We start from the raw sequence: 19668 nt of genomic DNA on the forward strand, positions 1-19668 counted from the left end.
GCGGCCGTCCCCTCTCCGGGAGGGGGCGGCCGCCCCCTTTTCCCGGGTCAGGCGGAGCGCTCGATCTTCTGGCTGATGACCTGCGAGATGCCGTCGCCCTGCATGGTGACGCCGTACAGCGCGTCGGCCGCCTCCATGGTGCGCTTCTGGTGGGTGATGACGATGAGCTGGGAGGACTCCCGCAGCTCCTCGAAGATCACCAGCAGCCGCTGGAGGTTGGTGTCGTCCAGGGCCGCCTCGACCTCGTCCATCACGTAGAACGGCGACGGGCGGGCCTTGAAGATCGCCGCCAGGAACGCCACCGCGGTCAGCGAGCGCTCGCCGCCCGACAGCAGCGACAGCCGCTTGACCTTCTTGCCGGGCGGGCGGGCCTCCACCTCGATGCCGGTGGTGAGCATGTCGTCGGGGTCGGTGAGCAGCAGCCGCCCCTCACCGCCCGGGAACAGCCGGCCGAAGATCGCCGAGAACTCGCGCTCCACGTCCAGGTAGGCGGAGGCGAACACCTCCTGCACGCGGGCGTCCACCTCCTGGACGATGTCCATGAGGTCGCGCCGGGTCTTCTTGAGGTCCTCCAGCTGGGCGTTGAGGAAGGCGTGCCGCTCCTCCAGAGCGGCGAACTCCTCCAGCGCCAGCGGGTTGATCTTGCCCAGCTGGTTGAGCTGGCGCTCGGCCGCCTTGGCCCGCTTGAGCTGGACCTCGCGCACGTACGGCACCGGGACGCCGTCCTCGCCCGCCTCGGCGGGCGGCGGCACCGGGACGGTCGGACCGTACTCGGCGACGAGGGTGGGCACGTCCACGCCCATCTCCTCCATCGCCTTGGTCTCCAGCTGCTCCAGGCGCAGGCGGCGCTCGGCGCGGGCCATCTCGCCGCTGTGCGCCGAACCGGTGAGCTTCTCCAGGTCGACGGACAGCTCGCGGACGCGGGCGCGCACGGTGCGCAGCTCGGCGTCGCGGGCCTCCTTGCCCGCCTCGGCGGCGCCCCGCTCGGACTCGGCGGCGGCCAGCGAGGCGGCGATGCGCTCCAGGGCCAGGCGGGCGCCCTCGGCGACGGCCTCGGCGAGGGTGGCCTGCGCTCCGCGCAGGGCGCGGCGCTGTGCCGCGCGCTCGGCGGCCCGCCGCTCCTCGGCGGCCTGGACGAGCAGCTGCTCGGCGCGGCCCGCGACGGCGCGGGCGCGCTCCTCGGCGGTGCGCACCGCCAGGCGGCGCTCCATCTCGGCGGCGCGGGCGCGCGAGGCCTGCGCGGACAGCTCGTCGCGCACCTCCGGGTCGGGGGCCTCCTCCTCCAGGGAGGCGGTCATCTCCTCGGCCTCGGCGTGCCGCTCCTCCAGCCGGGCCAGCTTCTCGACGTCCTCCGCGCGGGCGGCGGCCGCCTTGGCCGCCGCAGCGGCGTACCTCGCGGACTCGGCCTCGGCGGAGCGGGCCTGCCCGCCGAGCTTGCCCAGGCGCTGGGCGGTCTCGTTGCGCTTGCGCTCGCCCTGGCGGCGGCGGGCCGCCAGCTCCTGGACCCGGGCGGACAGCTCGGCCCGCTCGGCCTTGGCGGCGTCCAGCTCCTCGGCCGCGGCGGCCGCGGCCGCGGTGGCGGTCTCCAGCCTGGCGGCGGCCTCGTCGACGGCGGCCTGGACCTCCAGCAGGCTGGGCGCGGCGGCCGAGCCGCCGTGGGCCAGCGCCCCGGCCAGCACGTCGCCGTCGGGGGTGACGGCCCGCACCGCGGGCAGCTTGGCGACCAGGTCGCGGGCGGCGGCCAGGTCGGCGGCGAGCAGCACCCGGTCCAGCAGCGCGGTGACCGGCCCGGCCAGGTGCTCGGGGGCGGTGACCGCGTCCACCGCGTAGCGGACCCCGGGCGGGGGCTGGGGCCAGTCGGCGCGCGGCACGGCGGGCACGGCCCCGGCGATGACGATCCCGGCCCGGCCCGCGTCCTCGGCGCGCAGGAGTTCGAGGGCGGCGACGGCGGTGTCGGGGTCGGCGACCGCGACGGCGCCGGCGGCCGCGCCCAGCGCGGCGGCCACCGCGGCCTCCCGGCCGGGCTCCACCTGGACCAGGGACGCCAGCGAGCCGAGCAGTCCGGGCAGGTCGGAGCCGAGCAGGGCGGCGGCGCCGTCCCTGCCCGCCAGCCCCAGTTCGAGGGCCTCCTTGCGGGCGGCCAGCGCGGCCCGCTCGCCCTCGGCGGAGCGCTCGGCGTCGCGCAGCCGGTTCAGCTCGGACTCGACCGCGGCGAGCGCGGCGGCGGCCTCCTCCTGGGCGGCGTCCAGCTCGGCGTCGCCCTCGTCGAGGCCCGCCGCCTCCTCTGCGGCCATCTCGTACTCGGCCTGGGCCTGCTCGGCGCGTTCGGCGGCCTGGGCGGCGGCCTCCTCCAGCCGGGTGATCTCGGCCTCGCCGGAGGACAGGCGGCCGCGCAGCCCCTCCACGCTCGCCGACAGGCGGACCAGCTGCTCGCGGCGCTCGGCGGCGGCCCGGCCCGCGGCCTCCAGGCGCTTCTCCTCGCGGTACAGGGCGTCCTCGGCGGCGCTGCGCTCGGCGACGGCGGTCTCCAGGACCTCGCGGGCCTCGTCCAGGCGGGCCAGCAGCTCCTCCTCCTGGGCCGCGGCCTCCTCGGCCTCCATCTCCAGTTCCGCGGGGTCGCGCCGGTGGGCGGGCTCGTCGCCGACGGAGGCGAGGTTGCGGAAGCGCTCGGCGGCCAGTCCGCGCACGGCGTCCAGTCGCTCGGTGAGCCGGGACAGCGCGTGGTAGGTCTCGGTGGCGCGGGCCAGGGCGGGGGCGGCCTCGGCGGCCTGGGCCTCCAGCTCGGACTCGCGCTCCTGGGCCTGGGCGAGGGAGGCCTCCACCGCCGCCCGGCGGCGCAGGACGTCCTTCTCGTCGGCCTCCTCCTTGGCGAGCTGCTCGGTGAGGGTGACGATGTCGTCGGCGAGCAGCCGCAGCCGGGAGTCGCGCAGGTCGGCCTGGATGACGGCGGCCCGGCGGGCCAGCTCGGCCTGGCGGCCCAGCGGCTTGAGCTGGCGGCGCAGCTCGGCGGTGAGGTCGGTGACCCGGTCCAGGTTGCCCTGCATCGCGTTGAGCTTGCGGATCGCCTTCTCTTTGCGCTTGCGGTGCTTGAGGATGCCCGCGGCCTCCTCCACCAGCGAGCGGCGCTCCTCGGGGCCGGCGTGCAGGACGGTGTCGAGCTGGCCCTGGCCGACGATGACGTGCATCTCGCGGCCGATGCCGGAGTCGCTGAGCAGGTCCTGGATGTCGAGGAGGCGGCAGGTGTCGCCGTTGATCGCGTACTCCGAGCCGCCGTTGCGGAACATGGTCCGCTTGATGGTGACCTCGGTGTAGTCGATGGGCAGCGCGCCGTCGGTGTTGTCGATGGTGAGGCTGACCTCGGCGCGGCCCAGCGCGGGGCGGGTGGAGGTCCCCGCGAAGATGACGTCCTCCATCTTGCCGCCGCGCAGCGACTTGGCACCCTGCTCGCCCATCACCCAGGACAGGGCGTCGACGACATTGGACTTGCCCGAGCCGTTGGGGCCCACCACACAGGTGATGCCCGGTTCGAAGCGCAGGGTGGTGGCCGACGCGAACGACTTGAAGCCGCGCAGCGTCAGATTCTTCAGGTACACCCACACCTCCCGCAGTGGCCACCGGGCGTTCGCGCCGCGCTTTCCGGGGAGGGAAGGCGGGCCGACCCGTACAAGGGTGCCACGAAGAGGCGACAGGGGTGCGGGGGTCGGCGCGGTGTGCCGGTGGGGGACGCGCCGCCGGGCGGAGCAGGTCCGCCCTGCGCGTCGCGTGTTCGTACGTTTCCTCCCGGCTTTCCCGGGAGGAGTCGAGGAGGGGGGATCACCGGCGGACACGGAGGGTTGTGACGGAGTCCGCCGGGTACTAAAAGGAAAAGAGGCCGCAATGGAAAAGGAAAGACTGCGGCGCGGTGGACTTGTGGATCCGGTGGGAATCCCACCGGTGAGGATTCAGGGACGCCCGGACGATACAGCGGAAAGGCGTCCCCACTCCTGGATTCGTGCGCGGTGCGCGCGGCCGGTCATCGCCGGGCGCGGAACGCGCGGATCAGGCGAGCGCGGGCTCGCGGTCGGTGGCACCCGCGACGTCGCTGACCGCCATGCTGAGCTGGTCGTTGCGCGCCTGGAGCCGGCTGACCTCGTCCTCGAGGTCGCGTACCCGCTTCTGAAGCCGTCGCATCTCCTGGACCATACGAGGGTCGGAGCCGCCGACGTGGCCGAACAGAGCCTTCGCCATGATGTGGGTCCTCCACACTGAGTGACCAGTTGTGATTTTGCGCATGCGACACCCCGCGGGATTTCTTTCTCCATGATGTGCGATTCGCTTTCATGGACGTTTCTTCCACGCGGGTGGAAGGCTGCGCGGTGTGCCTTCCAGAGTCTCACTAGGCGCGCCACTGGTCAAGATTGGATTACAAACACTCGGTAACCACTCTGATCCGGAGTGAGAAGACCCGGGCAGGTGGTGTCAACACGATGCGAAGAAGGCCGCCCCGGCCGGGCCGGAGACGCGCGGGAACGCACGATGACGGCCGACGCACCTCACGAGACCCTGCCACGAGCCTTCGGTACCGACCGTCGCGGTCGCGGGGTGCGCTCGAATCGCGTTACCCCTCCAGGATACTCACCGCTCGACGAAACCGGTGAACGTACCCCCGACCGGACCCCAACGTTCGACCACAGAGTCCACACGGCCGGGTGTTCCGCCGCCCTTGAGGCGTTCAAGAAGCTCCTCGCAGGCTTTCCGGGAACCCTCCGCCACGACCTCCACACGGCCGTCCGCGAGGTTCGTGGCGGCCCCGACCAGCCCCAGTTCCAGCGCCCGGGAACGCGTCCACCAGCGGAAACCCACTCCCTGGACATGTCCGCGCACCCACGCGGTCAGTCGGACGACCTCGTCGCCGCCGCTCATTGACCGTTCCTCTTCCTTACCTTGGGGAGACACTTTCCTCACTGTGCGGTCCTCTGGGCCGTTCCGACCCGGAAAACCCCACCCGCCCCACCCGTCACAGTCCCGTCAGGCGGTGCGGGACCTCCGCGGGGGTCTCTGGCACGAGGGGCAGCTGAACGAGGAGCGGTTCATGAACGACTCCCGCACGATCGGGGAGGCGCACCGGCCGCACGGCCGGTCCTCCCGCCCGTAGGCGTTGAGTCCCCGGGCGAAGTAGCCGCTCTCGCCGTTGACGTTGACGTAGAGCCCGTCGAAGGTGGTGCCGCCCACCGCCAGCGCCTCCGTCATGACGTCGCGCACGTGCCCCAGCAGTTCGGTCGCCTGGGCCCGGGTCAGCCCCCGGGTGCCGCGCCGCCCGTGCAGGCCGGACCGCCACAGGGCCTCGTCGGCGTAGATGTTGCCCACGCCGCTGATCAGCGACTGGTCCAGCAGCGCCCGCTTGACCTCGGTGTCCCTGGCGCGCAGCGCGCGCACGAACGCCTCCGGGACGAACTCCGCGTCCAGCGGGTCCAGGGCGATGTGGTCGACCGACGCCGGCACGTCCGCCCGCTCCCCCGGCACGTCCACCATCAGGTGGCCGAAGGTGCGCTGGTCGACGAACCGCAGCTCGTTGCCGTCCGACAGCGGCAGCCGCACCCGCAGGTGCTTCTCGTCCGGCTTGCCCTGCGGCTGGACCAGCATCTGGCCGCTCATCCCCAGGTGGGCCAGGAGCATCGACCCGTCGTCCAGGGCCAGCCACATGTACTTGCCGCGGCGCAGCGCGGCCGTGGGGGTGCGCCCCTCGAGCCGGGCCGCGAAGTCGGCGGGGCCGGGGGTGTGCCTGCGCACCGCGCGGGGGTGCAGGACCTCGACCCCGGCGACGGTGCGTCCCACGGCGTGGGCGGCCAGCCCCCGGCGTACGACCTCGACCTCGGGCAGCTCGGGCATCGGGGTACCTACCTCTTTCCGTTTCCGGCGGCCTCGGATCGGGCCTTGATCGCCTTCCAGGCGGACTCGGCGGCCTGCTGCTCCGCCTCCTTCTTGCTGCGGCCCTCGCCCAGGCCGTAGCTCTCCCCCGCGACCCTGACCGTGGCCCGGAACGTCTTCTGGTGGTCGGGGCCCGACTCGTCCACGTGGTACTCGGGCACGCCCAGCATCTCCGCGGCCGTCAGCTCCTGGAGCGAGGTCTTCCAGTCCAGGCCCGCGCCCAGCCCGGAGGCGGTCGCGATCAGCGGGTCGAACAGCCGGTGCACGAACTCCGAGGCGGTGTCCAGGCCCCGGTCCAGGTAGACCGCGCCGATGATGGCCTCCAGGGTGTCGGCCAGGATCGACGACTTGTCGCGCCCGCCGGTGCCCTCCTCGCCGCGGCCCAGCCGGATGTAGGCGCCGATGCCCAGGCCGCGGGCCACGTCGGCCAGCGCCCGCATGTTGACGACCGCGGCGCGCAGCTTGGCCAGCTGCCCCTCGGGCAGGTCGGGGTGCTTGCGGAAGAGCGTGTCGGTGACCACCAGGCCGAGCACGGAGTCGCCCAGGAACTCCAGGCGCTCGTTGGTGGGCAGGCCGCCCTTCTCGTAGGCGTAGGAGCGGTGGGTCAGCGCGCGGACCAGGATCCTGGGGTCGACCTCGACCCCGATGGCCTGGTGGAACGCCTTGGTCTCGGCGGAGGAGAGCTGCGTGGCCACTCGTTTCACTTCCCTGTTCGGGCACGCCGGTGCGGCGCGCGTGCGCGGTCGCGGACGCACGGCCCGACCAGGGTGCTCGAAAACGAGGTGAGCGTCGCGGGAGCCGACGCCGGACACGGCGCCCGCTCCCCCGGCGGCCACCACGAACTCGGGAACTCCGGTGCGGTCCGCGGGCCGGCCGTCGCGTGGACGGTAGGACGGGGCGGGGGCGGCTCGGGGCGTGTTCGCTCGCGTCCTCCGGTCCGTCTCTCGCGGCGCCGCCCGCGTCCGGAGGGCCGGACCCGGGCGGGCCCCGCCGCGCGGTGCCGCGCGGCACCCCGGAACGGTCGTCCTGCGAGAGATCGCCTGGAGGCCGCTCGTGCCGGACGGCACGAGGACATCCGCGGAACACACCCTGGGCCGTCCCTCGGTCACACTCTACAAATCCCGGCCCGTCCGCGCCTCCCCCGCGGGCCCCGGACAGCGTTCGGGGCGGGTCCGTGGTACGGACCCGCCCCGGGGGCAGGAGTCGGGTGCGGTGACCCGAAGACCTGGCATACGCGGTTACGCCGGGTTGACGACCTGGCGGTTGTTGTAGGTGCCGCAGTTCGGGCAGGCGACGTGGGGCTGCTTGGGGTCGCGGCAGCGCGGGCAGTTGACCAGCACCGGGCGCGACGCCTTCCACTGGGAACGGCGGGTCCGGGTGTTGCTCCGCGACATCTTCCGCTTCGGGACGGCCACTTCAATCCTCCTGGGTCACCCCCGCGCGGATCGCGGGAGGTCGCTTATCTGGTCAACCCCGCGCACTGCGGGGTGTGCTCCGTAGAACGGGGCGCCCGGCACGGGGCCGGGATCATCCCCGTGGTGCACGGGGAAGGGCTGTTGTCACTCGCCGGGCCGCTCCGCGAGGTCGCGGAGCGCCTCCCACCGGGGGTCGACCCGGTCGTCGTGACCGTGGTCGGGTCCCGCGTCGGCGAGTCGGGCACCGCACTCCGAGCACAGGCCCGGGCAGTCCGGGTCGCACAGCGGCGAGAGCGGGAGGGCGAGGACGACGGCGTCTCGGACCACGGGTTCGAGGTCGAGCAGGTCGCCCTCTAGATAGTAGTCCTCATCGTCGTCGTCCGCTTCCAGGTCCTCCTGGTGGAGGCCGTCCTCGTCGGCGGTGTACCGGAACATCTCCTGGAAGCCCGCCTCGAAGTCCTCGGAGAGGGGGTCGAGGCAGCGCGAGCACTCGGCCGTGACCTGCCCGCGCACGGTCCCGGTGACCAGGACGCCCTCCATCACCGCTTCGAGGCGCAGGTCGAGCTCCAGCTCGCGGCCCTCGGGCACGGAGGACATCGCGTTCGCGAACGCCTCGGGGACGGTCACGATGCGCTGGACCGTCCGCATCGACCCCGGCTGGCGGCCCAGCGCCTGGGTGTCGACCACGAACGGGTCACGGGGATTGAGACGAGACAGGGTCATCGGGCTTTCACGAGGATTCCGGGAGCCGGGCGGTCCGCCGGTGGCGGCCGGTACCGGCCCGCGCGCACGCCGAAGACGGCGACGCACATGGTCGAACCTGGATTCTACCCATCACGTCCCCGAGCACCCAAATCAGCTCCGGAAGGCCCGCGTATCAGCCGTTCGCGGTGTACTTCTCGCGCAGCCGGTCCTGCACGTAGGGCGTCACCAGGTTGGAGACGTCGCCGTGGTACTGGGCGATCTCCCGGACCAGGCTGGAGGACAGGAAGGAGTACTGCGGGTTCGCGGTCATGAACACCGTCTCCACCCCGGACAGACGGTAGTTCATCTGGGCGATCTGGAGCTCGTAGTCGAAGTCGCTGACCGAACGGAGGCTGCGCACGATGGTGTCGATGCCGTTGGCGCGGCAGAAGTCGACCAGGAGCCCGTCGAACTCGGCGACCTGCACGTTGGCGAGGTCCTCGGTCCCCACGCGGAGCATGTCGAGCTTCTCCGGGACCGTGAACAGGCCCCTCTTGTTCACGTTGTTGAGCACAGCGGCGACGACCTCGTCGTACTGCTTGGCCGCCCGGCCGATGATGTCGATGTGACCGTAGGTCACCGGATCGAAGGAACCCGGGCAGACGGCACGGCGCACGGTGGATCGCCCCTTTCGGACATGGCGTTCGAGTACCGCGATCGTAGGGGTCGCCCCCGGTACGGATTCGGGCAACTCCCGCTTAGTGGCCACTTTCCCCCCGTCACCCCCACTGCGGGAGGAGGCGCGCCGGGGAGTCCGGGAGGCGCGGCGCCTTGGCTACGGTGGTGCCATGACCCGCATCATCGCCGGGACGGCCGGGGGGCGCCGCATCTCCGTCCCCGACGGCCGCACCACCCGCCCCACCAGCGACCGGGCCCGCGAGGCCCTGTTCGCCTCCGCCCAGTCCGACCTCGGCCCGCTGACGGGGCTGCGGGTCATGGACCTGTACGCGGGCTCGGGGGCCATCGGCCTGGAGGCCCTGTCCCGGGGCGCCTCCCACGCGCTGCTGGTGGAGGCCGACCGCAAGGCGGCCAAGGTGGTGCGGGACAACATCGACGCGCTGGGCCTGCCCGGCGCCCGGCTGGCCGCCGACCGGGTGGAGCGGGTGGTCGCGCAGGACAACCCGGACGGGCCCTACGACCTGGTGGTGGCGGACCCGCCGTACGCGGTCACCGACGCCGAGATCGCCGCCGTGCTCGCCGACCTGGCCTCCCGCTCCTGGCTGGCCGACGGCGCGCTGGTGGTGGTGGAGCGCTCCAAGCGCACCGCCGAGCCCGCCTGGCCCGCCGGCCTCGCCCGCGACCGCAGGCGCGGCTACGGCGAGGCCGTCCTCTGGTACGCCCACTACTCCGCCTAGGCCGGGCCCTCTCGTACCTCCGCCGCGCTTCGGCCCGCCCGCCGGGCGGCGGAAGGCCCCCGACGGACGGCCCACGGCCGCAGGCCTTCCTCGAGGACCGCACCTCCGGCCCCGCCGGGCGCCTCACGAACCCCCGGCGGCACAGGCGTTCGGAGAACAGGCCCCGGGGCCCGGGGCTCAGGTCTTGTCGAGGTACTCGGCGCGCTCCTCCGGGAGCAGCTCCTCCAGGGCGCGGACCAGGGGCGGGTGGGCGGTCAGCTCCGGGTCCTCCTCCAGGTAGGCGGCGGCGCGCTCGCGGGCCTCCTCGATGACCTTCTCGTCCTTGAGCAGGGTGAGCAGGCGCAGGCTGGAGCGGCCCGACTGGGCGTCGCCCAGCACGTCGCCCTCGCGGCGCATCCGCAGGTCCTCCTGGGAGAGCACGAAGCCGTCGGTGGTCGAGGCGACCACGTCGAGCCGCTCCCGGGCGGGCGAGCCCTCCTCGGACTCGGTGACCAGCAGGCACAGACCCGGCAGCTTGCCGCGGCCGACCCGGCCGCGCAGCTGGTGCAGCTGGGAGACCCCGAACCGGTCGGCGTCCATGATGACCATCACAGTGGCGTTGGGCACGTCCACGCCCACCTCGATGACGGTGGTGGACACCACCACGTCGGTGGTGCCGGCGGAGAAGCGGCCCATCACCGCGTCCTTGTCGTCGGGGGCCATCCGCCCGTGCAGCACCTCCACGCGCAGGCCGGCCAGGGGGCCCTCGGTCAGCCGGGCGGCGATCTCCAGCACCGACAGCGGGGCGCGTTCGCCCTCCTCCCCCGCGGCCTGGGCGTCCTCGGCGGAGTCGCCGTCGCCGATGCGCGGGCAGACCACGAAGGCCTGTCGGCCCTGGGCCGCCTCCTCGCGGATCCGCTCCCAGGCCCGGCTGAGGTAGTGGGGCTTGTCCTTGGCCGGGACCACGTGGGTGGACACCGGCGCCCGCCCGGCGGGCAGCTGGGTGAGGGCGACCACGTCGAGGTCGCCGTAGACGGTCATGGCGACGGTGCGCGGGATGGGCGTGGCGGTCATCACCAGCACGTGCGGGCGGCCGTCGGCGGCCTTGGCCCGCAGGGCGTCGCGCTGCTCCACACCGAACCGGTGCTGCTCGTCGACCACGACCAGGCCCAGGTCGGCGAAGGACACGTGCTCCTGGAGCAGGGCGTGCGTGCCCACCACGATCCCGGCGGCGCCGGAGGCGGCGTCCAGCAGGGCCTCGCGCCGGGCGGCGGCCCCCATGGACCCGGTGAGCAGGGCGGTCCGGGTGGCCCGCTCGGCCCCGTCGATCTGCCCAGCCCGGCCCAGCGCGCCGAGCATGGCGCCGATGGAGCGGTGGTGCTGCTGGGCCAGCACCTCGGTGGGGGCGAGCATGACGGCCTGGCCGCCGGAGTCCACCACGCGGAGCATGGCCCGCAGCGCCACCAGGGTCTTGCCCGCGCCCACGTCGCCCTGGAGCAGGCAGTGCATGGGGTGGGCGGAGTCGAGCCGCGCGGCGAGCAGGTCGCCGACCTCCCGCTGGCCGTCGGTGAGGGTGAACGGCAGCTGCGCGTCGAAGGCGTCGAGGATGCCGCCGTCGGCGCCGGGCCGGGGCACCGCGGGCAGGCTCTCGGCGTCGCGGCGCCGGCGGGCCAGCGCCAGTTGCAGGACGAACGCCTCGTCCCACTTCAGGCGGCGGCGGGCGGAGCCGATGTCCTGGTCGCTCTGCGGCCGGTGGATCCTCCGCAGTGCGTCGGCGATCCCCGGGCGGTCGCCGAGGACGGCGGGCGGCAGCGGGTCGGGCAGGTCGTCCACGACGCCCAGGGCGACCTCGACGGCGCGGCCGATGGTGGCCGAGTCCATGCCCTTGACCGCCGGGTAGACCGGGATGAGCTCGTCGGCGTAGGCGCGGGCCCGGTCCACCTCGGAGCCGTCCTCGTCGAGGAGCTCGTACTGCGGGTGGTCGAGCTGGCGGCGCCCCTTGAAGGTGCCGACCCGGCCGGAGAACATGGCCAGCCGCCCGGGGGTGAGCCGGGTCTGGTGGTAGGCGCCCTGGTTGAAGAACGTGAGGTGCAGCCGGCCGGTGCCGTCGGTCACGACGACCTCCAGCAGGTCCATCCGCCGCCGGCCCTGCCGGGGCGGGACCGTGCGCCTCTTGGCGTCCAGGACGCGGGCCTGCACGGTGGCCTGCTCGCCCTCGCGCAGCAGGGCCAGGTCGGTGAGGTCGCCGCGCCGGTCGTAGCGGCGCGGGTAGTAGCGCAGGAGGTCGCCGAGGGTGTGGAGGTCGAGCTTCTCCTCCAGGGCCTTGGCCGTCTTGCCGCGCAGCGGGCCCCGGCCCAGCGGTTCGTCCCAGGTGGTCATGGTCTTCCTCTTCAGGATCGCCGGTCACGGCCAACGCTAGTGCCCCGCTGCGACGCTCGGCGGCGCCTCCCGGGAGCGGGGCGGCGGCGGGTCGGCATTCTCCCGGGACGGGGCCGAAGGCACGGATGTCCGCCGACGTCTCCGGCGGCGCTATACTCGTGTGAGTTCATCGTGTTTCCGCCGTGCCCGCGTGGCGGCGGTCGATGGTCCTTCCGGCGGCACCACGTCCCGCCGGCGCACGCTGGGGGCTTTTCACCTCCCCTCGTGTACTCTTCCACGGTTGGCGTTCGCGCCGACCTGTCCGCCCGGCCCCTTCCGGCCGGTTGAACCTTCGCGTGCGGCGACGTGCGCGATCCCGAACACTTGAATGGAGTTACCGTGGCTTCCGTCTGCGACGTCTGCGGCAAGGGACCAGGGTTCGGTAACAGTGTTTCCCACTCGCACCGTCGCACCCGCCGCCGCTGGAACCCCAACATCCAGACCGTCCGCACCCGCGTCGGCGGCACGCCCAAGCGCGTGAACGCCTGCACCTCGTGCATCAAGGCCGGCAAGGTGACCCGCTAGGGAGCACCGCCCCCGACAGGTCTTCGAGGCCCTCCGACTCCGGTCGGGGGGCCTTCGCCGTTCCCGGGACCGGACGGAGGGGGCGGCGCCGGAACACGGTGGGACCGCTCACAGGCTGCAGATGTGCCCGTTGAGGGAGCAGCGGGTCGGGCTCTGCGCGGCGCCCAGGGCCTGGAAGGTGAGCGAGGCGCTCTCCCCGGGCTCGAGCCCGTCGGCGCTGCCGGGCTGGCGGGCCAGGATGCCGTCGTCGATGGCCTCCCAGTCGGCGCCGTCGACGTGGGTGACCTCGGCGTCCTCGAACGCCAGGGCCAGTTCCCAGGCGTCGAGCCTGCTGCGGGAGGTGTTGGTGACCGTGACCTGCGCGCTGAAGCCCGCCTCGCCCGACTCCACGACGCGGTAGGAGACGGTGGTGGGCTCGGTGCCCGCCTGGGTCTGCGGCGCGGGCGTCCCGGCGTCGGGCTCGGGGGTGACGCCGCCGCTGGGGCCCACCCCGTCCTGGGTGCCCGGGTTCTGTGCGGTGCCCCCGGGAGTGCCGCCGAACTGGAGGTAGATCTGGGTGGTGCTGTAGCCGAAGAGGAGCAGGCCCAGGATCACGCCGGAGACGACGAGCACGTTGAGCAGGCGCGGGGGCTCCACGCGCTTGGGGACGGTGCTCTCGATGAAGCCGCCCAGCCTGCGCAGCGCCCCGGTGTCAGCGGGCTCGTTGCGGTGCGCACCGCGACGGGTGCCCTGCCGCTGGCCGTGCCGCCCCATGGACCGCCTCTCCCCGGGATCGGAAACCGATCTCGCCCTGCCCGGTGGCCGCCGCTCGGTGCGAGCGGGACCGGGCGATTCCCGGCCGCAAGCCTAGCGCGCGAGCCAAAACAGACAAATCCAAACGCGCTCATTCGCCGGGGAAATGATCCCATCCGGTGCGTTCGGGGACCCGCCCGCCGACGGTGACGCGGCGCTCCCCCTCCTCGGCCGGGAGGACGGTCCCGATGCGGTGCCAGTGGTCGGGCAGGTCCGCTCCGGCGGGGAAGGTCGCGGCCAGGGCGTGGTCCTCGCCCCCGGAGACCATGAACGCCAGGGCCCGGCCGGGCCCCCCGCCCAGGACGCGCACGGCCTCGACCAGCGCGGGCTCGGGGCGCAGCAGGTCCGGGTCCAGGTCGATGCGCACCCGTGAGGCCCGGCACACGTGGCCCAGGTCCTGGGCGAGGCCGTCGCTGACGTCGAGCATGGCGGTGGCGCCCAGCCGGGCCGCCTCGGGTCCCGCGGAGTAGGGCGGGGAGGGCCTGCGGTACTCGTCCAGGCAGGCGGCGGGCCCGTCGGTCCCGGCGGTGAGCAGGGCCAGCCCGGCGCCGGACAGGCCCAGGTGCCCGCAGTAGGCGACGACGTCGCCGGGGCGGGCGCCGTCGCGGCGGACCGGGGCCCGGCCCTGGAGGTCGCCCAGCGCGGTGATCGCGACGGTGATGGTGTCGGAGCCGACGGTGTCGCCGCCCACCACCGCGCCGCCCGCGGCCGCGCACTCGTCGCGCACGCCCAGCGTGAACTCCTCCGCCCACTCCAGGGGCAGGTCGGCGGGGGCGGCGAAGCCGATGAGCAGGCCGGTGGGGCGGGCGCCCATGGCGACGACGTCGGCGAAGTTCTGGGCCACCGCCCGGTGGCCGACGTCGCGGGCCGTGGACCAGTCGCGCCGGAAGTGGCGGCCCTCCACCAGTAGGTCGGTGGTGGCCACGGTCCGGCCGTCGGGGGCGGCGACGACGGCCGCATCGTCACCCGGACCGAGGATTACATCGTCCGTCCCGGGGAATTGGCCCGTCACGCGTCTGATCAGAGCGAACTCGCCCAGACCCCCAATGGTGTTCTGCACAGGGAACAGGGTACGGTGACGCTCCGGCGCGGTGGTCCAGACCCACGTTCGTCACACGTTCGTCATCGGCCTCACCGTCGGGTGCTCCCGTACCCGGCATGCACGAAGGAGTACACATGGTGCGGGCATACATCCTGATCCAGACCGAGGTCGGCCGCGCCGCCGAGGTCGCCGAGCGCATCCGGGGCATCGAGGGGGTCACGGAGGCCCACGACGTGACCGGCCCCTACGATGTGATCGTCCAGGCCGAGGCCGACGACGTGGACGCCCTGGGAACGCTGGTGGTGGCCCGCATCCAGCGTCTCGAGGGGATCGCCCGGACACTCACCTGTCCCATCGTCAACATCTGACCCGACCCTTCGGAGAATGTGGTGCGCGTACTCCTGCGGCTGACCCCCGTGCTCCTCCTGCTGGGCGCGGTCGCGGGGTGCGGGGCGCAGACGGTGCGCATGGAGCCGCCGCTGCCCGACGCCGCGGCCGAGGAGCTGTGCACGGCGCTGGTCGCCGACCTGCCGGACACCCTCATGGACGCCGAGCGCGTCGACGTCCGGCCCGCGTCCGATCTCACCGCCGCCTGGGGCGACCCGGCGATCGGCCTGCGCTGCGGGGTGGAGCGGCCCGTGGCACTGGCCCCGGACTCCCTGCTCGAGGAGGTCAACGGGGTCCCGTGGCTGTCCGAGCCGGCCGACGCCCCTACGGTCTTCACCGCGGTCGGCCACGAGGCCTACGTCGAGCTGCTGATCCCGACCTCCTACGGCCCCCCGGCCGCGGCGCTCACGACCGTGAGCGACCTGGTCTCCGAGCACCTGCCGCCGCTGCCCGACGGGGAGCTCTAGGCAGGGTCCTCCCGAACCTCCGCCACACCGGGGACCGCCCGCCGAACGGCCCGCAGAACCCGGAAGGGGCGGTGCGACCGTGGTCGCACCGCCCCTTCCCTCCGTCTTCCGACAGGGGGTGTCCGCTACTCGGACCCCTCCTCGGCGGGAGCCTCGCTCTCGTCCCCGGCGGGGGCCTCGCTCTCCTCCTCGGCGGGGGCGTCGCTCTCGCCCTCGGCCGGCGCGTCGCCCTCGGCGCCCTCGGCGGGGCCGTCCATCCCCTCGGGGAGCTGCTCCTCGCCGCCACCGCCGGCGAGCATGGCCTCGACCTCCTCGGCGTTCTCGGCCACGCCCTGGGAGCACAGCGCGCCCGGCTCCGGCACGTCGCTGCTCTGCTCGAAGGCGCGGACGAAGCGCTGGAGGCTCTCGTCGGTCGGGCTGTCCACGGCGACCTGGCGGCCCCAGGCGGAGGCCACGATCGGGCCGTCCATCTCACCCTCGTACGGGGTGACCAGCAGGTAGGAGCCCGGCGTGTAGAAGCCGTTCAGCTGCTCGACCTGGTCCGCGGGCAGCTCGGGGTCGTAGGCGATCCACACCGCGCCGTGCTCCAGGGAGTGCACCGCGAACTCGGGGGTCACCGGCGAGGGGTAGACGCCGCAGTTCTGCCAGGCGCTCCAGTGGTCGCCGCCGACCGGCGGGCTCTGCTCGTAGTCGACCTTCTCACCGGTGTCGACGTGGAGGTAGGAGCCGATCTCGTGTTCCGCCATACCGGGGATCTGCCGGCTGCGATGATCCATGTAGAAGAGGAAACCGATGAGACCCACGACCACCACGGCCGCCAGCGCGCCGCCGGCGATGCCGAGGATCTTGCGCTGTCTCTCCTTGCGCAGGCGTTCCGCCTTGAGGGCGGCGGCGCGCTGGCGACGCTCCTCCGCCGTCTTCTTCTTGGCCACTGGGTCTCCTGAGGTGGGTGGTGGGGCCTGGGACTTACCTATCCTCTACTTTGGCATCAGAGTCGGGCGATTTGACCAGGATGGTTCCCATGGGAGACGAAAGCGGTACCGAGCGCGACCCGATCGGTGACCTCGGCCACACCGCGGACGGACCCGGGGACGACGGCGGGGAGGCCGTTCCGGGGGAGTTCCCGGAGGAGTCCGAGCCCCGCAGGACGTCGTTCGCCTCCGTGCCGACCTGGGCCGCAGTGATCCTGGTCGCAGTCGCCCTGCTCGGCGGCTACCTGCTGGGACGCCCCTCGTACCCGCTGGACACCGGTGCCGACGCGGGCTTCCTGCGGGACATGAGCGTCCACCACAACCAGGCCGTGGACATGTCGATGATCATCCTCGACAAGACGGAGGACCCCGAGCTGCACACCGTCGCCACCGACATGGCCCGCACCCAGCAGGCCCAGGTGGGGCGCATGCAGGGGTGGCTGCTGGCCTGGGACCTGCCGATGCGCGCCCCGGACCGGCCGATGGCCTGGATGGCGGGGCACGACCACGGCGGCGGGGACGGCGGGGTGCCCGAGGCCATGCCGGGGCTGGCCACCGCCGAGCAGCTCGACGGGCTCCGGGCGGCCGAGGGCGTGGAGGCCGAGATCGTCTTCCTGGAGCTGATGATCGCCCACCACCTGGGCGGCATCGAGATGGCCGAGGCCGAGGTGGACCTGGGCCGGGAGGAGATGGTCGTGGACTTCGCCCAGGGCATGATCGACGCCCAGGGGGCCGAGGTGGACCTCATGGAGCGGATGCTGGCCGACCGCACCGACACCTGACCGACTCCGTCGACGCCGAGGCGGCGCATCCCCGCGGGGGTGCGCCGCCTCCGTCGTTCCCGGGATGGCCCCGCATGTGTCCGAGTCCACAGACACGGCTCCCCGGCCTCCGGGGATTCCGCGTCCTCCCAGGTCAGAATGGTCACGCGACCGCGTTCCGACCGTTCTCCCCCGGCCGGGACCCCCTCTCCCTCCCCCTCGGAAGCCTCTCGGGGACCCTTCGCGGACCCCCGGAGGCGACTACGACACGTTGTAGAACTACGATGTGTAGTACTACCGGTGGTCGGTACCTGAGAGGCGGGTATGGAAGCCCTTGAACTCGCGCGGTGGCAGTTCGGTGTCACCACGATCTACCACTTCCTGTTCGTTCCGTTGACGATCGGCCTGTCGTTCATCGTGGCCGTCCTCCAGACGGTCTGGTACCGCACCGGCAGGCACGAGTACCTCCAGGCGACCCAGTTCTTCGGGAAGCTCTTCCTGATCAACTTCGCCATGGGCGTGGTCACCGGCATCGTCCAGGAGTTCCAGTTCGGCATGAACTGGAGTGAGTACTCCCGGTTCGTCGGCGACGTCTTCGGCGCCCCGCTGGCGATGGAGGCGCTGCTCGCCTTCTTCCTGGAGTCCACCTTCATCGGCCTGTGGATCTTCGGCTGGCACCGGCTGCCCCGCGCCGCCCACCTGGCCTGCATCTGGATGGTGGCGATCGGCACCAACCTGTCGGCCTACTTCATCCTGGCCGCCAACGCCTGGATGCGCCGCCCCGTCGGGTTCGAGGTCAACCCCGAGAACGGGCGCGCCGAGCTCAACGACATCTGGGCCGTGCTCAGCAACGACCAGGCCTGGTCCACCTACCTGCACACCGTCTCGGCCGCGTTCATCACCGCCGGGCTGTTCGTGGTCTGCGTCAGCGCCTACAAGCTGTGGCGCAACCAGAGGCACAACGACACCGGGATCCGCGGCACGACCCCGCCCAAGGGCGACTTCGCCCTCTTCCGCGGCACGCTCAAGGTCGGGCTGGTGTTCACGCTCATCGCCGGTGTGATCGTGGTGTTCTCCGGGGACCACCAGGCCAAGCTCGCCGCCCAGTACGAGCCCATGAAGCTCGCCGCGGCCGAGGCCCTGTGGGAGACCGAGGAGGGGGCGCCGTTCTCCGCGTTCGCCGTCGGCGACACCGAGGCGCGGTACAACCCCATCGACATCACCATCCCCAACATCCTCAGCTTCCTCGCGACCGGCGAGTTCGACGGCGAGGTCCACGGGATCAACAACCTCCAGGAGGCCTACGAGGCCGAGTACGGCGAGGGGGACTACGTCCCCAACGTGTTCGTCACGTACTGGTCGTTCCGCCTCATGATGGGCCTGGGCATGGCCGGGGTCGCCGTCGCCGCGCTCGGGCTGTGGCTCACCCGCGGCGGCCGGACGCCGTCCGTGCACGGCAGGCTGACCCGCTGGTTCTACCCGCTGGCCGTGCTCGCCCTGCCCGCCGCCCTGTCCGCCAACATCTTCGGCTGGGTGCTCACCGAGATGGGCCGCCAGCCCTGGACCGTCCACGGCTACCTGCTCACCGCCGCCAGCGTCTCGCCCGGCGTGAGCCTGGGCACCGTCGCCCTGAGCCTGACCGGGTTCACCCTCGTCTACGGCGTCCTCGCCGTCGTCGAGGTCGGCCTGCTGGTCAAGTACATCAAGGCGGGCCCGTCCCACCTCGTCCCCGACCTCGAGAGGGACGGCGACGAGTCGAAGATCCCTCACTTCAGCTACTAGGACATGACCATGGATCTGGCCGTCATCTGGTTCATCGCCATCTCGGTCCTGTGGATCGGGTACTTCGTCCTGGAGGGGTTCGACTTCGGCGTCGGCACCCTGATGCCGTTCATGGGCAGAAGGGACTCCGTCGACCGCAGGGTCGCCATCAACTCCATCGGACCGGTGTGGGACGCCAACGAGGTCTGGCTGATCACGGCGGGCGGGGCCACGTTCGCCGCGTTCCCCGCCTGGTACGCCTCCCTGTTCAGCGGGTTCTACCTGCCGCTGTTCGTCATCCTCATCGCGCTCATCCTGCGCGGTGTGGCGTTCGAGTACCGCGGCAAGCGGGACGACCCCGTCTGGCGGCTGTGGTGGGACCGGGCCATCTTCTTCGGCAGCGCCGCGCCGGCCCTGCTGTGGGGGATCGTCTTCGCCAACGTCGTCCGGGGTGTGGCCATGGACGCCGACCACATCGTCACCGCGTCCCTGGTGGACCTGTTCAACCCGTACGCGCTGCTGGGCGGGCTCACCACCCTGTCGCTCTTCACCCTGCACGGGGCGGTGTTCCTGAGCCTGAAGACCGACGGGCCGGTCCGGGTCCGCGCCCGCGCCGCCGCGCTGCGCACCGCCTGCGTCGCCGTGCCCGCCGCGGCCGCGTTCCTGCTGTGGACCCAGCTCGCCCACGGGCAGGCGTGGACCTGGCCGCTCGTGGCGCTGGCCGCCCTCGCCCTGGTCGGCGGGGTCGCGGCGGCCCGGGCGCGGCGCGAGGGCCTGGCGTTCGGGCTCATGGTGGCCACCATCCTGGCCGCCGTGGTCACCCTGTTCGGGTCGCTGTTCCCGGACGTGCTGCCCTCCACCACCGACCCGGCGTTCAGCCTCACCGTCGAGAACGCCTCCTCGGCGGACTACACGCTCACCATCATGACCTGGGTGGCCGTCGTCTTCCTGCCGCTGGTGCTCCTCTACCAGGGCTGGAGCTACTGGGTGTTCCGCAAGCGGGTCACCGGTGCCACCGTCACCGGCGAGTCCGTGGCCCAGCGCTCCGGCGCCTGATCCGAAGGGCGCGGCCCCCTCCCCCATCGCCCGGGGCGGGGGCCGTGCCCGTATCCGGTGTCCATCGGCGAGACTGGGCACGAACGCC

General features: G+C 72.9%; 19 protein-coding genes. 7 read left to right on the forward strand and 12 right to left on the reverse strand.

Annotation, left to right across the window (positions count from 1 at the left end; all coding sequences use genetic code 11):
• Positions 1-47: 47 nt before the first annotated feature.
• From smc to coaD, 8 genes are all read right to left on the reverse strand, one after another.
• The gene (smc, locus tag K1J57_RS03840; RefSeq protein WP_220563102.1) at positions 48-3593 is read right to left on the reverse strand and encodes a chromosome segregation protein SMC; all 3546 of its coding nucleotides are present in this window, start codon (positions 3591-3593) and stop codon (positions 48-50) included.
• Positions 3594-4038: 445 nt separating this feature from the next.
• On the reverse strand, positions 4039-4227 hold the full coding sequence (locus tag K1J57_RS03845; RefSeq protein ID WP_220563103.1) for a hypothetical protein: 189 nt from the start codon (positions 4225-4227) through the stop codon (positions 4039-4041).
• 387 nt (positions 4228-4614) lie between these two features.
• Positions 4615-4902, reverse strand: a complete 288-nt coding sequence (locus K1J57_RS03850) for an acylphosphatase (protein ID WP_220563104.1) — start codon at positions 4900-4902, stop codon at positions 4615-4617.
• Positions 4903-5007: 105 nt separating this feature from the next.
• Positions 5008-5868, reverse strand: coding sequence for a bifunctional DNA-formamidopyrimidine glycosylase/DNA-(apurinic or apyrimidinic site) lyase (mutM, locus tag K1J57_RS03855; RefSeq protein WP_220563105.1), 861 nt, complete (start codon positions 5866-5868; stop codon positions 5008-5010).
• Between the two features lie 8 nt (positions 5869-5876).
• Complete coding sequence (gene rnc, locus K1J57_RS03860) at positions 5877-6602, reverse strand: ribonuclease III (RefSeq protein ID WP_220563106.1); 726 nt, start codon at positions 6600-6602, stop codon at positions 5877-5879.
• A 543-nt stretch (positions 6603-7145) separates the two neighbouring features.
• Positions 7146-7322, reverse strand: a complete 177-nt coding sequence (gene rpmF, locus K1J57_RS03865; protein ID WP_220563107.1) for a 50S ribosomal protein L32 — start codon at positions 7320-7322, stop codon at positions 7146-7148.
• Between the two features lie 144 nt (positions 7323-7466).
• Entirely contained in the window at positions 7467-8045 is a 579-nt protein-coding gene (locus K1J57_RS03870; RefSeq protein WP_220563108.1) for a DUF177 domain-containing protein, read from the reverse strand.
• A gap of 154 nt (positions 8046-8199) precedes the next feature.
• The gene (gene coaD, locus K1J57_RS03875; protein WP_220563109.1) at positions 8200-8682 is read right to left on the reverse strand and encodes a pantetheine-phosphate adenylyltransferase; all 483 of its coding nucleotides are present in this window, start codon (positions 8680-8682) and stop codon (positions 8200-8202) included.
• Positions 8683-8854: 172 nt separating this feature from the next.
• Here coaD and rsmD point away from each other — a divergent pair, with 172 nt between their 5' ends.
• Entirely contained in the window at positions 8855-9421 is a 567-nt protein-coding gene (gene rsmD / locus K1J57_RS03880; RefSeq protein ID WP_220563110.1) for a 16S rRNA (guanine(966)-N(2))-methyltransferase RsmD, read from the forward strand.
• 177 nt (positions 9422-9598) lie between these two features.
• Here the strand turns inward: rsmD and recG are convergent, their stop codons facing one another.
• Positions 9599-11779, reverse strand: coding sequence for an ATP-dependent DNA helicase RecG (gene recG, locus K1J57_RS03885; protein WP_220563111.1), 2181 nt, complete (start codon positions 11777-11779; stop codon positions 9599-9601).
• A 378-nt stretch (positions 11780-12157) separates the two neighbouring features.
• Between recG and rpmB the strand changes: the two genes are divergently transcribed.
• Positions 12158-12343: a 50S ribosomal protein L28 gene (rpmB, locus tag K1J57_RS03890; RefSeq protein WP_013151263.1), complete on the forward strand. Its 186-nt coding sequence runs from the start codon at positions 12158-12160 to the stop codon at positions 12341-12343.
• Positions 12344-12451: 108 nt separating this feature from the next.
• Here rpmB and K1J57_RS03895 read toward each other — a convergent pair whose 3' ends face one another.
• Positions 12452-13096 (reverse strand): cellulose binding domain-containing protein, encoded by a 645-nt coding sequence (locus K1J57_RS03895; RefSeq protein WP_220563112.1) that lies wholly within the window; start codon positions 13094-13096, stop codon positions 12452-12454.
• Between the two features lie 130 nt (positions 13097-13226).
• Entirely contained in the window at positions 13227-14195 is a 969-nt protein-coding gene (locus tag K1J57_RS03900) for a thiamine-phosphate kinase (RefSeq protein ID WP_220563113.1), read from the reverse strand.
• 116 nt (positions 14196-14311) lie between these two features.
• Here K1J57_RS03900 and K1J57_RS03905 point away from each other — a divergent pair, with 116 nt between their 5' ends.
• Both K1J57_RS03905 and K1J57_RS03910 read left to right on the forward strand, forming a co-directional pair.
• Positions 14312-14545, forward strand: a complete 234-nt coding sequence (locus tag K1J57_RS03905) for an Lrp/AsnC family transcriptional regulator (RefSeq protein ID WP_220563114.1) — start codon at positions 14312-14314, stop codon at positions 14543-14545.
• Positions 14546-14644: 99 nt separating this feature from the next.
• Entirely contained in the window at positions 14645-15031 is a 387-nt protein-coding gene (locus K1J57_RS03910) for a DUF3515 domain-containing protein (RefSeq protein WP_220565332.1), read from the forward strand.
• A gap of 125 nt (positions 15032-15156) precedes the next feature.
• Here the strand turns inward: K1J57_RS03910 and K1J57_RS03915 are convergent, their stop codons facing one another.
• The gene (locus tag K1J57_RS03915) at positions 15157-15963 is read right to left on the reverse strand and encodes a DUF3105 domain-containing protein (protein WP_220563115.1); all 807 of its coding nucleotides are present in this window, start codon (positions 15961-15963) and stop codon (positions 15157-15159) included.
• A gap of 89 nt (positions 15964-16052) precedes the next feature.
• On the opposite strand from K1J57_RS03915, the gene K1J57_RS03920 reads away from it, so the two are divergent.
• The 3 genes from K1J57_RS03920 to cydB all read left to right on the forward strand — a co-directional run bounded on the left by K1J57_RS03920 (position 16053) and on the right by cydB (position 19580).
• Positions 16053-16784 (forward strand): DUF305 domain-containing protein, encoded by a 732-nt coding sequence (locus K1J57_RS03920; protein ID WP_220563116.1) that lies wholly within the window; start codon positions 16053-16055, stop codon positions 16782-16784.
• A 303-nt stretch (positions 16785-17087) separates the two neighbouring features.
• Entirely contained in the window at positions 17088-18545 is a 1458-nt protein-coding gene (locus K1J57_RS03925; protein WP_220563117.1) for a cytochrome ubiquinol oxidase subunit I, read from the forward strand.
• A 9-nt stretch (positions 18546-18554) separates the two neighbouring features.
• Entirely contained in the window at positions 18555-19580 is a 1026-nt protein-coding gene (gene cydB / locus K1J57_RS03930; RefSeq protein ID WP_220565333.1) for a cytochrome d ubiquinol oxidase subunit II, read from the forward strand.
• The last annotated feature ends 88 nt before the right edge of the window (positions 19581-19668 follow it).

This window comes from Nocardiopsis sp. MT53 (assembly GCF_019598965.1).
GTDB classification, from domain to species: Bacteria; Actinomycetota; Actinomycetes; order Streptosporangiales; family Streptosporangiaceae; genus Nocardiopsis; species Nocardiopsis changdeensis.